We start from the raw sequence: 14,639 nt of genomic DNA on the forward strand, positions 1-14,639 counted from the left end.
GGTTCGTAGAGATCCGGCGAATGGAAGCGGCCTCCCATTACGTCTCGGTCTGGCTACCGGTCCCGCGGCGGCTGGCCTTCACCTATGCGGTGCCGGCCGATTGGCCTGCCCTGCGGCCCGGCTCATTGGTGGTGGCGCCCTTGGGCCGACGGCAGAGCGTGGGCATCGTGGCGGCGACCCGGGTCCAGCCCGATCCGGATCTGGCGGAGATCAAGCCGCTCAGCGCCCGGCTGCCGGAGATTTGGGATCTTTCGCCGCCCTTGCTTCGGGTTCTGCAATGGAGCATCGGCCATTACTTGGCCCCGCCCGGTGAGGCCCTCCGGGCCTTCCTCCCGCCGGCCCTGCTCAAGACCAAGAGTCCCGACCCGGCCAAGGCTCGGCTTCGCCCCATTCCCGCCCTCGAAACGCTTTCGCTGCCCGAGCCCAATGCCGAGCAGAACGCCGCGATCGAGGCGATCCTGGCCGGCCCCGAAGGCTTCCAGGCTTACCTCCTGCACGGCATCACCGGCAGCGGCAAGACCGAGGTCTATCTACGGCTTTGCGCCGAGCTCCTCGGCCGCGGACGCTCGGCTCTCATCCTGGTGCCCGAGATCGCCCTGACCCCCCAGACGGTGGGGCGCTTCGCCGCTCGCTTCGGAGCCGTTGTCGGCTCCTACCATTCGGCCATGACCGAGGCTCAGAGGCTGAAGACTTGGATCCAAGCCCGAAGCGGCGAGCTCCGGATCCTGGTTGGCACCCGCTCGGCGCTGGCCTTGCCGCTCCAAGACTTGGGCTTGGTGGTCGTCGATGAGGAGCACGACTCGAGCTACAAGCAGGAGGAGCGCTTTCGCTATCAAGGCCGGGACCTGGCGGTGCTGCGGGCGCGGGAGGAGGGGATTCCGGTGGTCTTGGGCTCGGCGACCCCTTCCTTGGAAAGCCTGGAGAATGCCGAAAGCGGCAAATACCGTCTTTTGCATTTGCCGGACCGGGCGACCCGCGGCGCTCTGCCCAAAATTCACCTGGTCGACTTGAAAAAAGAAGCGGCCGATCCCGAGACCTTGCTCAGCCCGAGCTTGGCGGCCGCCTTGGCGGCGACCTTGGCCCGCGGCGAGCAGGCCCTGCTTTTTCTCAACCGCCGCGGCTTCGCCCCCTTTTTGCTTTGCCGGGGCTGCGGCGAGGCGCCGAATTGCCCGAACTGCGAGATCGCTCTCACCTATCACAAGCGGCCGGCCGCGATGGTTTGTCATTATTGCGAGTTCCGGGCGCCGCCGCCGGAACGCTGCCCGCGATGCTCGGACGAGGAGCTGCAGGCCATGGGCAGCGGCACCGAGCGGCTGGAAGAAGCGCTGGCCCGGCTCCACCCCGGCCGCCGCATCGCCCGACTCGACCGCGACGTCAGCCTGAGCCGCCAGCGGACCGAGGAGATCCTGACCAGCTTCGCGAAGGGCGAGATCGACATTTTGGTCGGAACCCAGTTGGTGGCGAAAGGCCACGACTTCAAGCAACTGACCTTGGTTGGCATCTTGTTGGCCGACAGCACCTTGCATCAGCCCGATTTCCGTTCGGCCGAGCGACTCTTCCAGCTGGTCACCCAAGTCGCGGGCCGGGCCGGCCGCCACGACCTGCCGGGCGAAGTCTTTCTCCAGACTTTTCGGCCCGAGCATTACGCCATTGCCGCGGCCTTGGAGCAGGACCCTCATCGCTTCTTTCTCCATGAGCGGGAGCATCGGCGGGAAGCCGAGTATCCGCCCTTCCGGCGGCTGGTTTTGCTGCGGCTCAGCGGCAACCAAGCCGGCAAGGTCGAGCAAGCCGCCCGAAAACTCGCCGAAGACCTGCGGACCCTTTTCGCCCGCCACCCCGAAGTGAAGGTTCTGGGCCCCTCGAAGTCGGCCCTGGAAAAGCTCCGGGGCAAATACCGTTGGCAGCTTTTGCTGCGGACTTCGAAATACGAAGCGATGCGGCGGGTCCTCGAGGAAAAGTTGGGCCGGCTGGAGAAGTCGTTGGCCGCCGGAGTGTCCCTTCACGTCGACGTCGATCCGGCGGGCTCGTTTTAAAGGAAGCGGGACTAAGGCCCTGGCTGCAGAATTGTAGCAAGGGGCTTTAGCCCCGCCTTTCCTAGATCAATCGTTCGATATTAAAAACCAAGGATCCGGAAAACGGATAGTTCCGGTAATCTTTCACCAGACCTGCGCGCACAGGGTTTTCTAATATGTACCGCACGAAAGGCTCGAGCTTTTCTTCCCGAGCGATGACTTGATCGTAATAACTCCCTTGCCAGAGGGATTCTCGATGGGTTTGCTTGTACCAAAAACCACTTAACTGTTTGAAAAGTTCGATGCACTTCTTTAAATCCGAAAAAAGGGAGCCTCCCCGCAACAATAGATGAAGATGATCGGGCATGAAACAATAGCACCAAATCTCAAACTTATACTTTTCGCACGCTTGTTTTAAGAATTTGATGCAAGCTTGGACAACCGAGTCCTCTATAAATTTGGATTGTTTGCCCATGCAGCAAACCGTTAGGGCATAGGCCCATTCTCCTTGGTAATTAAATTTGAGTCTTGGTCCTGCCATACGAGCGGGGCTGAAGCTCCTGGCTACGGGAGTACAAGTTCAGTGCCAAATCTTGTAGCAAGGGGCTTTAGTCCCCCGCTTGCGCGAAACGATGGACTTGGAAATGGCGGGGCTAAAGCCCCTTGCTACGGGGTCTTGGCTGTAGGATGAATAGACTATGCTCGAAATCCTGAAATACCCCGACAAGCGCCTCCGCGAGAAATCCCAGCCGGTGGATCCCGAGGAGATCGGCAAGGCTTATTTTCAAGAGCTGCTCGACGAGATGTTCCACACGATGTACGCCGCGCCGGGCGTGGGCCTGGCGGCGGTCCAGATCGGCGTCTTGAAGCGGATGATGGTGCTCGACGTCGGGATCAACGAGGGTGAGCTGATCGTGCGCGACCCCAAGGTCGTCATCAATCCCAGCTTCACGCTGCGCGAAGGCGAGGTGGTTTGGGAGGAAGGCTGCCTGAGCTGTCCCGATTTGGTCGTGCCGGTGAAGCGGGCCCAACGGGTCGTGGTCGAGGCCCTCGACCGCCAAGGCCAAGCCGTCACCCTCGAGGGACAGGATTTGCTGGCGGTGGCCTTGCAGCATGAGGTCGATCACATGGACGGCATCCTCATCCTCGACAAGCTGAGCCGGCTCAAGCAGGACCTCTATCGCGACAAGGTGAAGAAGGGCCAAACGGTGGTGCGCTAGCATGGCCCGTTACGTCTTCATGGGTTCGCCCGAAATCGCGGTGCCCTCGCTGCAGGCTTTGCAGAGCGCCGGCCATCAAGGCCTGGCGGTCGTCACCCAGCCCGACAAGCCCAAGGGCCGGGGCCAGGTCCTGAGCCCGCCGGCGGTGAAGGTGGCGGCCGAAGCGCTCGGGCTTCCGGTCTTGCAACCCGAGAAAATCAAAGCCAACCCCGACTTCGTCGAAAGCCTGCGCCGGCTGGAGCCCGAGCTGATCGTGGTCGTCGCCTATGGAAAAATCCTGCCGCCCGAGGTTTTGCGGATTCCCGAAATCTGCTGCGTCAATCTGCATTTTTCGCTCTTGCCCAAATACCGCGGCGCTGCCTGCGTGGCCTACGCCCTGATCGAGGGCCAAGCGGAGAGCGGGGTGACGACCATCGTGATGGACGAAGGCCTCGACACCGGGCCGATCCTCCTCCAATGGAGCGAGCCGATTTTGCCGGCCGACACCGCCGGCTCCCTCGCCGGCCGCTTGGCCGACTTGGGCGCCCAGGCCTTGGTCCAGACCGTGGCCGGATTGGAACGGGGCAATATCCATCCGACGCCCCAAAACGAGGCCGAAGCCAGCCTAGCCCCCTTGCTCCATAAGGAGGAGGGCCGAGTCGATTGGACCCGGCCGGCGGCCGAAATTTACAACCGCTATCGCGGGCTGACGCCTTGGCCGGGGGCCTTCACGTTCTTGAACGGCAAACGAATCGTGCTCAGCGAGCTGGCCCCGGCCGAGCCGGCCGCCGCCCTCAAGCCGGGCAGCCTCTGGCCGGGTTCCGGCGGCCGAATCTTGGTGGCGACCGGTCAAGGCGCCCTCGAAATTCGGCGGCTCAAGCCGGAGGGAAAAAGCGTTTTGAACGCCGCCGATTTTATGCGAGGCTTGGCCGCAACCGAGCTCGTCTTTTCTTAAAATTTTATGGCCAAACTCATTGCCCCATCCATTCTTTCCGCCGATTTCTCGCGCTTGGCCGAAGAGGTTCGCGCGGTCGAGGCCGCCGGCGCCGACATCATCCACTTCGACGTGATGGACGGCCATTTCGTGCCCAACATCACGGTCGGCCCCTTGGTCCTGGAATCGGTGCGCAAGATCACCAAGCTTCCGATCGACGCCCACTTGATGATCGACCACCCCGATCAATTCGTCGCCGATTTCATCAAGGCCGGCGCCAACTACGTCAGCGTCCACGTCGAGGCTTCGCGCCATCTCCACCGTTCGATTCAATTGATCCGCAGCCTCGGAGCCAAGGCCGGCGTCGCGCTCAATCCGCACACGCCGGTGGCGTCGATGGGTTACATCCTCGACGAAGTCGATTTCATCTTGGTGATGACGGTCAATCCCGGCTTCGGCGGCCAAAAGTTCATCCCGGCCGCCTTCAAGAAGGTCGAGGAGCTCGACAAGATTCGCCGCGAGCACGGCTTCTCTTTTCAGATCGAAGTCGACGGCGGCATCAAGGTCGAGAACATCGCCGAAGTTTCCAGAGCCGGCGTCGATTGGTTCGTGGCCGGCTCGGCGATCTTCAACGGCGGCGACTACGCCGCGACCATCCGCAAGATGCGCCAAGCCCTGGCCGGCTGATCTCTTACCCTTCTTTTTCAAAGGGGGAAATTCGGGAAAATTTAACGCCGAAGATTCAGCGAGCAACCGCCGCCGCCGCCGAATTCGGCTCCGTCGAGCGGGTTGCCGCCGGTGGGCGTGGAGTCGCAGGCGTCGCCGACGCCGTCGCCATCCCGATCGAACTGCTCGGGATTGGCCTTGTTCGGGCAATTGTCGGCTTGACCGTCCTCGCCCTCGCTGGGAATTCCGTCGCCGTCGGGATCCCCATCCGGATCTTCGCTCGGATCGGGGCCGGGACCCTCGCTGGGGCTCGGACTGGGGCTGGGACTGGGCTCGACGACCTCGCAGGCCACGACCGCGCTGTCGCAATCAACCTCGCAGGCCTCCTCGCCCGGCTCGCAGATCAAATCGCCGCAAATCTGGGGGCAGTCCTCGGGGCAAGTGACGTGGTTCTCGATGCCGTCGCAGAGCAGGTCGCCGCAGGGGCCGCAATCCAGCGGGCAGGAGTCGGGATCTTCATAGGGCTGGCAGAGCAGATCGCCGCAATCGCCGCAGTCGCTCGGGCAAGTGTCGGCGGCTTCGCCGTCGCCGCAGGCGCAAAGGAAGTTGCCGCAGAAGTCCGACGCTTCGGCCTCGGGCAAAGGCAGGAAAACCAAGGACAGCAAAAAGAAGAGAGCTAGTTTAGCCACGCACGCACCATACTCCGGCGTCTTCTTCCCGCGGATGCTCGATGGCTCCGCCACCCAGGACGTCGACGATCCAAGCACCGGGCTCGCCCGAGGCGGTGTCGGTCAAGGTGGGCTCGGAACTCCAAAACAGGGTGTTGGATTCCAGGGTAAAAGGATGGCCGGCCGGAAGCTCATAGCTGGCTCCGCAACCGCCGGGGCTGCATGAAACTCTTAACTCCAGGAGGCTGAGCAGCTCCGAAGGGCGGGGCAAGCGCCAGCCGGCAATCCCGTGCCGGCCGTTGGGCTCGGCTCCGACCGAGTTGATGTAGCAAACGCTGACAGCATTGGTCCAATGGGTGATGGCGCCGTGCGGCTCCTTCGTCCAGATCAAGCCGGTGCTGCGATCGAGCACCGCCAGATTGTAAAATTCGGGCAGCACCACGAAGCGCTTGGTCGCATCGGCGATATAGGCCCAAGGTTTATTGCCGGCGTGGAGCGAACCGGCTGCGAAGAAGAGAAAGGCGAAGACACAAGCCCGAACTAGCTTGGCTGGACGAACAAAAAAGCAATGCATGAAGCCCCCAGGTAAACGTGAATGGATTGAATGAAACCCCTACCCCCAAATTTTCCAGGAGAGAGGCACTCTTGTCAATTCCCATTCCCGGGTTTTTAGGCAGCTTTGACCGCCATCAGCCAGCGATCGATATGATGCTTTGCGGCGGATGTCGACATGGACGGTTTGAAATCCCGGTCTTTGACCCAGCTTTTCTGGATGTCCTTCTCGGACTTCCAGACGCCGACGGCCAAGCCGGCTAAAAATGCGGCACCGAGGCCGGTGGTTTCGACCATTTTGGGGCGGACGATCTCGACCCGGAGGATATCGGCCAAGAACTGCATCAGGAGGTTGTTGACCGAGGCCCCGCCGTCGACCTTCAAGACCTTGAGCTTCTTGCCCAAGTCCTTGGCCATGGCTTGGAGAATGTCGTACTGGAGAAAGGCGATGCCTTCCAAGGTGGCGCGGGCGAGATGGGCCCGGGAGGTGGCGCGGGTCAGGCCGCTGATCAGGCCGCGGGCCTCCTGCCGCCAGTGGGGCGCGCCCAGCCCGACCAGGGCCGGGACGAAGGTGACGCCGCCGGAATCCGGCACCGAGGAGGCCAGGGCCTCGATCTGGGGCGCCGAGTCGATGGTCTTCAAGCCGTCGCGGAGCCATTGCACCGCCGCGCCGGCGATGAAGGCCGAGCCTTCGAGGGCGTAGCAAACTTTCTTGCCGATCTTCCAGGCCACGGTGGTCAGCATCTTGTTCTTGCTGGCGACGATCTTGCTGCCGGTGTTCATCAAGATGAAGGAGCCGGTGCCGAAGGTGCACTTAGCCGAGCCGGCTTCGAAGCAGGCCTGGCCGAAGAGGGCGGCCTGTTGGTCGCCGGCCATGCCCGAGATCGGGATGCCGTCGGGCAGGCCGGGGACGCCCTTGGTGTGGGCGTAGATTTCGGAGCTTGAGGCCACCCGCGGCAGCAATTTTTCGGGAACCGAGAAGATCTTGAGCAGCTCCGGATCCCATTCCAGGCTTTTCAGGTTGAGCAGCAGGGTTCGCGAGGCGTTGGACACGTCGGTGACGTGGGCCTTGCCGCCGCTCAAGCGCCAGACCAAGAAGGTGTCGATGGTGCCGAAGGCCAGCTCGCCCGACTTGGCCCGGGCTCGGGCGCCGGGAACGTGGTCGAGCAGCCACTTGATCTTGGTCCCGCTGAAATAGGCGTCGATGACCAGGCCGGTTTTCTTGCGGATCTTGGCTTCCATGCCCGGCTTCTTCTTGAGCTGGTTGCAGAAGTCGGCGGTCCGCCGGTCCTGCCAGACGATGGCGTGGCGGATCGGCTTGCCCCCGCTGCGCTCCCAGATCCCGGTGGTCTCGCGCTGGTTGGTGATGCCGATGGCCTTGATCCGGGCCGGATCGATGCCGGCCAATTGAATGGCTTCGCCGATGGTCTTCACCGTCCCGTTCCAAATTTCGTCGAGGTCGTGCTCGACCCAGCCCTGGGCCGGGTAGTGCTGGGTGAACTCGTTGTTCTTCTTGGCGAGGAGATTGAGATGCTGATCGAGGATCAGGACGGTGGTGCCGGTGGTGCCTTGGTCGATGGCCATGACGAGATCGGACATGAGGGCTCCTTTGAAAATGGGAAAATTCCAGGAAGGCCTAATATAAAGCGAGGTTCACGACCAAGCGGAAAATCGGGAAGCAATCCGAAGCCGGGTTGCTTTTTCTTTTCACAACCCCTTTTCATCGGCGCCGATAAACCCTTATCCAGCGCGGGGCGCGATAGGAGTTTCCAATGACGCCCCCTTCTTCCTCCCAAGCCCCTGTTTGTATTGAGACTTTCCGCCGGATCGAGCCGATTTGCGAAGCTCCGGCCGAGCCTTGCGTGACGGTCCACCGCCTGGTCGAGGACCCGGTGACCCGGAGCAGTTACGTGGCCGAAACCCGAGAATGCCTCGAGGTCATCCGCCGCATCCCCAATCTCGATCTCTTCGAGCGCTTCCCGCGGCTTCGCCAGCGGCTGGAACAGCTGAATCGCCGTCACTCGAATCTGCGGCGCTCGCCGGCTCAACCCGGTTCGCCGCGCAATCAGCCGACTCCGCCGGCCGGCCGGCCGCAGGGTCAAGACATTCCACTTCATCCGCCGGCCGCCCCTCACCCCCAGCCTTCGTCGGGCGCTAGCCTCGACGGTGGTCCGGTTGGCAGCGCCTTGGCGCTCGCCGGCGCCCTGGTGGGCAGCGTCGCCGGCGCCGCCGCCCGCGGCGCCGCCCGGGTGCTGCGCGCGCTCGGCCGCTGATTTCCGGCGATTTTCGGCATGAAAATCCGGCCTTGCCTCTCCGATTCTTCTGTCCTATTCCCCGGGATGGCCGGGTCCTCGCGCGAAATGAGGACCGCGAATCCCGCCAGGTCCGGAAGGAAGCAACGGTAACGGTTCCGTTTGCGCAGCGAGACCCACCCGGCCGCTTTTTTATGTCCTACCAAGTTCTCGCCAGGAAATATCGCCCCCAAAGCTTCGACGAAGTGATCGGACAGGAGCACGTCACCCAGACTTGGAAGAACGCCATCCAGAAGTCCCGGATCCACCACGCCTATCTGCTGACCGGCGCCCGCGGAACCGGCAAGACCTCGCTGGCCCGGGTTTTCGCCAAGGCCCTGAGCTGCGAGCAAGGGCCGACGGCCACGCCCTGTAACCAATGCTCCAACTGCCGCTCCATCACCCAGGGCAACTTCCTCGACGTCATCGAGATCGACGGCGCCAGCAATACCAGCGTCGAGAGCGTCCGGGAGCTGCGCGAGCAGGTGAAGTACCTGCCGGCCGCCGGCCGCTACAAGATCTACATCATCGACGAAGTCCACATGCTCTCGAACGCGGCCTTCAACGCCTTGCTCAAGACCTTGGAGGAGCCGCCGCCCCACGTCCTGTTTCTGTTCGCGACCACCGAGGCCCACAAGATCCCGGTGACCATCCTCTCGCGCTGCCAGCGTTTCGACCTCCGCCGGATTCCCCAGGCCAAGATCGCCGAGCACCTGGCCAAGATTTGCCGGGAGGAGAAGGTCCAAGCCGACGAGGCCAGCCTCGAGCTCTTGGCTCGAGCGGCCGAGGGCTCGATGCGCGATTCCCAAAGTCTGCTCGACATGGCGATCGGCCTCTGCGGCGGCCGGCTCGAGCTGGCCAAGATTCATGAGATGCTGGGCCTGGCCGGCGCCGGCGCCATCGAGGATCTGAGCGCCGATTGCCTCGCCGGCCGCTTGAGCGAGGCCTTGGCCAAGGTCGAAGACCTCTATCGCCGCGGCTTCGACCTCCGCCAGATCGCGCTCCAATGGGTCCAATACCTCCATGACTTGACCCTGCTCAAGGCCGCCGGTCCCGAGACCTTGGGCGAAGGCGTTTTAAAAGACGCGCTGGCGGTGATGCAGAAGACCGTCGAGCCGGTGGAGCTGGCCGACCTCCAAGTCGCCTTTCAGACGGTTTACCGGGCCTCGGAAGAGATGGCGCGAAGCGACTCGCCGAAGATCCTCTTCGATCTCTTGGTGGTGAAGCTGGTCCATGGGCATCCTTTTCAGTCTTTGGCGGCGGTCTTGGGGGGGAAGGCGCTGGTAGGTAGTGGAGCCGGTTTGGGGAAAATCCCCCCTGGCCCCCCTTTTTCAAAGGGGGGTAATGCGGCAAGCGGTGGGGTGGAAGCGGAGCGCTCGGCTAAGGTGAGCAGCTCCGACAATGGGCTGCTCGACCGGGTGCTCCGCAAGAAACCCCAGATCAAGGCCTTGCTCGATTCGGCCCTCTCCCAAACCTGGGAGGGCCACCGCTTCATCGTCGCCTTCGCCCCCGGTCCGATCGGCGAGATGTTCGCCGAGAAGCGCCAGGCCCTGGCCGAAGCCTTGAGCGAGGAGCTCGGCGCCCCGGTCAAGGTCGAGTTGAAGAGCGAGGAAGCCGGCCGGCCGCGCTCGCCGGCCTCGTCCTCGGGTCCGCCGCCGGCGCCGCTCGATCCGGTGGTTCAGCAAGCGATGGAGATTCTCAACGCCAGCCTTAAGGAGTGACGATCGATGGACATGAACAAGATCATGAAGCAGGCCCAGAAGATGCAACGCGAGATGGCCCAGAAGCAGGAAGCCCTGAGCCAGATGACCTTCGAGGCCTCGAGCGGCGGCGGCATGGTGACAGCCAAGGTCAACGGCAAGCAGGAATTGCTCGAGCTCAAGATCGAGCCCGACGTGGTCGACAAGAGCGACGTCGCCATGCTCCAGGATTTGGTCATCGCCGCGGTCAACGAGGCCCACCGCCGGGCCCAAGACGAGATTCAGAAGGAAATGTCCTCGCTGATGGGCGGGATGTCGATGCCGGGACTTTTCTGATGGCTTCTCCGATCGAAGTTCTGATTCATTACCTCAGCCAGCTGCCCGGCATCGGCGAGAAGACGGCGACCCGCCTGACTTTCTTCATCCTGCGGCAGAAGAAGAGCTACGCCACCGAGTTGGCCGCGGCCTTGGGCGCCCTCCACGAGAAGGTCGGCTTTTGCCGGCGCTGCCAAAACTTGACCGAGGAGAATCCCTGCCGGCTCTGCGCCGACCCGAAACGCGATCCGAGACTCTTGCTGGTCGTGGAGTCGCCGCAGGACATGCTGGCCATCGAGCGGAGCCAAAGCTACCGCGGCCTTTACCACATCTTGCACGGCGCGATTTCGCCGCTGGAAGGGGTCGGGCCCAATGAGCTGAAAATTTCGGAATTGCTCGGCCGTTTGGCACCGGAAGGCATCGAGGAAGTGATCCTGGCCACCAATCCCAACGTCGAGGGCGAGGCGACCTCGCTCTACCTGCAGAAAATCCTTCTACCCCTCGGCATGAAGGTCACCCGCATCGCCTCGGGCGTGCCGGTGGGCAGCGGGATCGAGTATCTCGACCCGCTCACCCTGAAGAAGGCCTTGGAAGGGCGTCAGGTTTTGTAGGGGCAGGCCTTGCGCCTGCCCGGGGCAAGGGCATGGCCATCGTTGCAGATCGGGCGCCCGCAAGGGTCGCCCCCACAATTTACAGCGCTTGACAGCCCTTCCAGCGCCTTCCTAGAATTCGCGGCAAGCTTTGGCTTGGCCAAAGCGCGCAGCAAATTCGAAGAATTTGCGGAGTAGGATAAAATGTCTTTCATCAATTATCAGAGCAAAGAGATCAATTTTAAGATCGTCTACTACGGGCCGGCCCAGTCCGGCAAAACCACCTGCCTGGAGTATCTCTTCGAGAAGACCAAGGGCAAATCGAAGGCCGAGATGATCCGCCAAGAGTCGAATGAGCGGACCCTGTTCTTCGACTTCATGCCGCTATTCCTGAGCGAGATCAAAGGCTACAAGACCCGCTTCCATCTGTACACGGTGCCGGGCCAGGTTTTGTACGAGGACAGCCGCAAGCTGATCTTGAAGGGCGTCGACGGCGTGGTCTTCGTCGCCGACAGCTCGGTCGATCAAATGGAGGCCAACCTCCGCTCGCTCGACAGCCTCCAAACCAACCTCACCGAGCAGGGCGTGAGCTTGGATACGATTCCCTTCCTGGTCCAATACAACAAGCGCGACTTGCCCAATGCCGCCAACGTCGAGGCGATGCGCAAGCTGCTCAATCCCCACCAGGCGCCGGACTTCGAGACCATCGCCACCAAGGGCGAAAGCGTCTTCGAGGGTTTCAGCCGCATCGCCAAAGAAGTCATCCGCGAATACGCCGAGAACGGATGACCGGCATTAGGCTTCCCCTAAATAGGCCTTCCGAATTTTAGGATCCTGCAAAAGGTCGGAGGCCTTGCCTTCCATCGTGATTTGACCGGTTTCGAGGACGTAGGCCCGGTGGGCCGTCTCGAGGGCCAAGAAGGCGTCCTGCTCGATGAGGAAGATCGTCGCGCCCTCGCGGTTGATCTCGACCAAGGTCTTGAAGATCTGCTGGACCAAGGCCGGGGCGATGCCCAGCGAGGGCTCGTCCAGGAGCAGGAGCGAAGGCCGGCTCATCAGGGCCCGGCCGATGGCCAGCATCTGCTGCTCGCCGCCGCTTAGGGTGCCGGCGTTCTGCTCGATCCGTTCTTTCAAGCGCGGGAAGAGCTGGAAGATCCGCTCCATGTCGGAGCCGAAATTCTTGCGGTCCCGCCGGCCGTAGGCGCCGAGCTCCAAATTGTCCTTCACGCTCAAGTTGGCGAAGACCATCCGGCCCTCCGGCACCTGGGCCACGCCTTGGCGGACGATCTCGTGGCTCGGGCTCCGCGCCAAATCGACCCGCAGCCCCGGTGTCTCATATTCAAGCCGGCCCCGGCTCGGCCGGATCAACCCGCTGACCGTGCGGACCAGGGTCGTCTTGCCGGCGCCGTTGCTGCCGATCAAGGTCACGATCTCGCCGGCTTTGACGTGGAGGCTGACGCCTTTGAGGGCATGGACCGCGCCGTAGTGGACATGGAGGTCGTCGATCAGGAGCATGGGGTCAACTTGTCATCCTGAGGAGCGAAGCGACGAAGGATCTCTTCCACCTTGGTGGGTATGAGATCCTTCGCTTCGCTCAGGATGACACCGTGCTTAAACACTGCGTTCTACTCTTTCCCCCAAATAGGCCTCGATGACCTTGGGGTTGCTCCGAATCTCCTCGGGCCGGCCCTCGGCGATGGGGATGCCGTAATCCAAGACCAGGATTCGCGGGCAGAGGTTCATCACCACCGACATGTCGTGCTCGATCAGGATGATCGCCAGCTTGAGCTCGCCGTGAAGGCGGCGAATGAGCTGGATCAGCTCGCGCTTCTCCGAGGCGTTCATCCCGGCCGCCGGCTCGTCGAGCAGGAGCAGCTTGGGGTGGGTGGCCAGGGCCCGCACCATCTCGAGCCGGCGCTGGTCGCCGTAGGAGAGGTTCTTGGCCTGCTCGTCCTTCATTTTGCCGAGATGAAAGCCCTCGAGCAGCCGTAGGGCTTGGAGCCGGATTTGCTCTTCTTCCTCGGCGAAGCGCCGGCGGGCCAGCACCGCGTCCCAGAGCGAGTAGCCGATGCGGTGATGAAAGGCGACCCGGACGTTGTCGAGGACGCTCAGCTCCGGAAACAGCCGAATGTTCTGAAAGGTCCGAGCCACGCCGAGGCGATTGATCTGATGCGGCATCAGGGGATTGATCAAGCTGCCTTCGAAGAAGATCTCGCCCTCGGTCGGATCGTAAACGCCGGTCAGCAAATTGAAGAAGGTCGTCTTGCCGGCGCCGTTGGGGCCGATGATCCCCATCAGCTCTTGGGCATCGAGATTGAAGTCGAGGCCCGAGAGGGCCTTGAGGCCGCCGAAGGCAATGCTGCAATTCTTGACCTCGAGCAGCGCCATCCTAAGCCTCGCTCCCCGCCGGCTTGCGGCTCCAGAACTTCCAAGAGATTCCCTTGGAGCGCAGCAGCATCGTCACGATGATCAACAGACTATAAAGGATCATTCGCCACTCGGCGAAACCGCGCAGCCCCTCGGGCAGGATGGTGAGCAGGGCCGCGGCCGCGACCACGCCCCAGAGATTGCCCATGCCGCCCAGGACCACCATGACCACCAACTCGACCGACTTGAGGAAGGAGAAGCTGTTGACGTGGAGGTAGTTCAAGTAGTGGGCGTAGAGGCCGCCGCCGAGGCCGGCGAAAAATGCGCCGATAGCGAAAGCCGTCACCTTGGCCCGAGTGTTGGAGATGCCCAAGGAAACGGTCGCGATTTCGTCCTCGCGCACCGCCAGAAAGGCCAGGCCCTTGGAAGCCCGGGTCATCCGGCCCACCACCCACAAGGTGAGGGCGGCGAAAGCGAAGACCCAGAAGAAATCGGCATAGGCCGGGATGTCGGCGAAGCCGCGGGCCCCGCCGACCACGTCCATATTATAGATGATGACGAGGACGATCTCACCGAAGCCGAGGGTGGCGATGGCCAGGTAATCGCCGCGAAGCCGCAAGGTCGGCAAGCCGATAGCCAGGCCGGCGATCAGGGCCAATAAGCCGCCGAAGGCCAAAGAAAGCAAAAAGAGCAGCGGCGTCAGCGCCGCTTCGGGGATGAAGCCCAGGGCCGCGCGCAGGGCCGGGTGGAAGTAAACGCTGAAGGCGGCCGAGGCATAGGCGCCCACCGCCATGAAGCCGGCATGGCCCAGGTTGAACTGACCGGTGTAGCCGTTGATCAGGTTGAGCGAGGTGGCCAGGACCATGTTGATCCCGATGTAGACCAAGATTTGTAGGTAATAAGGATTGAGGTAGCTGCCCAAGAGCCAGTTCAGGCCCCAGAGCCCCGCGAGAACAAGCAGGGGAAAGAGCAGCCGCTTCATCAGACCTTCTCCTGTCCGCTCTTGCCCAAGAGCCCGCTCGGCTTGATCAGCAAGATCAAGATCAAGACCACGAAGGCCAAGGCGTTGCGATAGGTGCTGGAGAGGTAGCCGGCCACCAGGGTTTCGGCCACGCCCATCAAGAGGCCCCCGATCAGGGCGCCGGGGATGTTGCCGATGCCGCCTAAGACCGCGGCGACGAAGGCCTTGAGCCCCGGCATCAAGCCCATCAGCGGATCGACCTTGGGATTGGAGAGCCCGACCAAAATGCCGGCGGCGGCGGCCAAAATCGATCCGAAGACGAAAGTCAGACTGATCACCCGATTGACGTTAATGCCGACCAAATGGCTGGCAGTATGGCTGAAG

General features: G+C 62.5%; 16 protein-coding genes and 1 other RNA gene. 10 read left to right on the forward strand and 7 right to left on the reverse strand.

Annotation, left to right across the window (positions count from 1 at the left end):
- Positions 1–20 precede the first annotated feature (20 nt).
- The 4 genes from priA to rpe all read left to right on the forward strand — a co-directional run bounded on the left by priA (position 21) and on the right by rpe (position 4,832).
- Positions 21–2,033 carry a primosomal protein N' gene (gene priA, locus VJR29_00615; GenBank protein HKY61896.1) on the forward strand — a complete coding sequence of 671 codons (2,013 nt, stop codon included), beginning with the start codon at positions 21–23 and terminating at the stop codon, positions 2,031–2,033.
- Positions 2,034–2,710: 677 nt separating this feature from the next.
- Positions 2,711–3,232 (forward strand): peptide deformylase, encoded by a 522-nt coding sequence (def, locus tag VJR29_00620; protein ID HKY61897.1) that lies wholly within the window; start codon positions 2,711–2,713, stop codon positions 3,230–3,232.
- Between the two features lies 1 nt (position 3,233).
- A complete protein-coding gene (gene fmt, locus VJR29_00625; GenBank protein HKY61898.1) occupies positions 3,234–4,166 on the forward strand; it encodes a methionyl-tRNA formyltransferase in 933 nt (310 codons plus the stop codon).
- Between the two features lie 6 nt (positions 4,167–4,172).
- Entirely contained in the window at positions 4,173–4,832 is a 660-nt protein-coding gene (gene rpe / locus VJR29_00630; GenBank protein ID HKY61899.1) for a ribulose-phosphate 3-epimerase, read from the forward strand.
- 41 nt (positions 4,833–4,873) lie between these two features.
- On the opposite strand, the gene VJR29_00635 is transcribed toward rpe, so the two are convergent.
- The 3 genes from VJR29_00635 to glpK all read right to left on the reverse strand — a co-directional run bounded on the left by VJR29_00635 (position 4,874) and on the right by glpK (position 7,630).
- Positions 4,874–5,500 carry a hypothetical protein gene (locus VJR29_00635; GenBank protein ID HKY61900.1) on the reverse strand — a complete coding sequence of 209 codons (627 nt, stop codon included), beginning with the start codon at positions 5,498–5,500 and terminating at the stop codon, positions 4,874–4,876.
- Positions 5,493–6,053: a DUF1566 domain-containing protein gene (locus VJR29_00640; GenBank protein HKY61901.1), complete on the reverse strand. Its 561-nt coding sequence runs from the start codon at positions 6,051–6,053 to the stop codon at positions 5,493–5,495. Before VJR29_00640 ends, VJR29_00635 begins: the two co-directional genes overlap by 8 nt.
- Before the next feature lie 95 nt (positions 6,054–6,148).
- Complete coding sequence (gene glpK, locus VJR29_00645) at positions 6,149–7,630, reverse strand: glycerol kinase GlpK (GenBank protein HKY61902.1); 1,482 nt, start codon at positions 7,628–7,630, stop codon at positions 6,149–6,151.
- A gap of 173 nt (positions 7,631–7,803) precedes the next feature.
- On the opposite strand from glpK, the gene VJR29_00650 reads away from it, so the two are divergent.
- The 6 genes from VJR29_00650 (at position 7,804) to VJR29_00675 (ending at position 11,716) form a co-directional block, all read left to right on the forward strand.
- Entirely contained in the window at positions 7,804–8,304 is a 501-nt protein-coding gene (locus VJR29_00650; protein HKY61903.1) for a hypothetical protein, read from the forward strand.
- A gap of 68 nt (positions 8,305–8,372) precedes the next feature.
- Positions 8,373–8,472: signal recognition particle sRNA small type (gene ffs, locus VJR29_00655), an RNA gene on the forward strand.
- A gap of 5 nt (positions 8,473–8,477) precedes the next feature.
- Positions 8,478–10,043: a DNA polymerase III subunit gamma/tau gene (dnaX, locus tag VJR29_00660; GenBank protein HKY61904.1), complete on the forward strand. Its 1,566-nt coding sequence runs from the start codon at positions 8,478–8,480 to the stop codon at positions 10,041–10,043.
- Positions 10,044–10,049: 6 nt separating this feature from the next.
- On the forward strand, positions 10,050–10,358 hold the full coding sequence (locus VJR29_00665; GenBank protein ID HKY61905.1) for a YbaB/EbfC family nucleoid-associated protein: 309 nt from the start codon (positions 10,050–10,052) through the stop codon (positions 10,356–10,358).
- Positions 10,358–10,948, forward strand: a complete 591-nt coding sequence (recR, locus tag VJR29_00670) for a recombination mediator RecR (protein HKY61906.1) — start codon at positions 10,358–10,360, stop codon at positions 10,946–10,948. The genes VJR29_00665 and recR overlap by 1 nt, the downstream gene beginning before the upstream one ends.
- A 183-nt stretch (positions 10,949–11,131) precedes the next feature.
- Positions 11,132–11,716 carry an ADP-ribosylation factor-like protein gene (locus VJR29_00675; GenBank protein ID HKY61907.1) on the forward strand — a complete coding sequence of 195 codons (585 nt, stop codon included), beginning with the start codon at positions 11,132–11,134 and terminating at the stop codon, positions 11,714–11,716.
- Between the two features lie 6 nt (positions 11,717–11,722).
- Here VJR29_00675 and VJR29_00680 read toward each other — a convergent pair whose 3' ends face one another.
- From VJR29_00680 to VJR29_00695, 4 genes are all read right to left on the reverse strand, one after another.
- Positions 11,723–12,442, reverse strand: a complete 720-nt coding sequence (locus tag VJR29_00680; protein HKY61908.1) for an ABC transporter ATP-binding protein — start codon at positions 12,440–12,442, stop codon at positions 11,723–11,725.
- Between the two features lie 96 nt (positions 12,443–12,538).
- Positions 12,539–13,315 (reverse strand): ABC transporter ATP-binding protein, encoded by a 777-nt coding sequence (locus tag VJR29_00685; protein HKY61909.1) that lies wholly within the window; start codon positions 13,313–13,315, stop codon positions 12,539–12,541.
- A 1-nt stretch (position 13,316) separates the two neighbouring features.
- On the reverse strand, positions 13,317–14,276 hold the full coding sequence (locus VJR29_00690; GenBank protein ID HKY61910.1) for a branched-chain amino acid ABC transporter permease: 960 nt from the start codon (positions 14,274–14,276) through the stop codon (positions 13,317–13,319).
- A partial coding sequence (locus VJR29_00695) for a branched-chain amino acid ABC transporter permease (GenBank protein ID HKY61911.1) occupies positions 14,276–14,639 on the reverse strand: 364 nt, incomplete at its 5' end. The genes VJR29_00690 and VJR29_00695, both read right to left, overlap by 1 nt.

The organism is bacterium (genome assembly GCA_035281585.1).
Classification (GTDB): domain Bacteria; phylum UBA10199; class UBA10199; order DSSB01; family DSSB01; genus DATEDP01.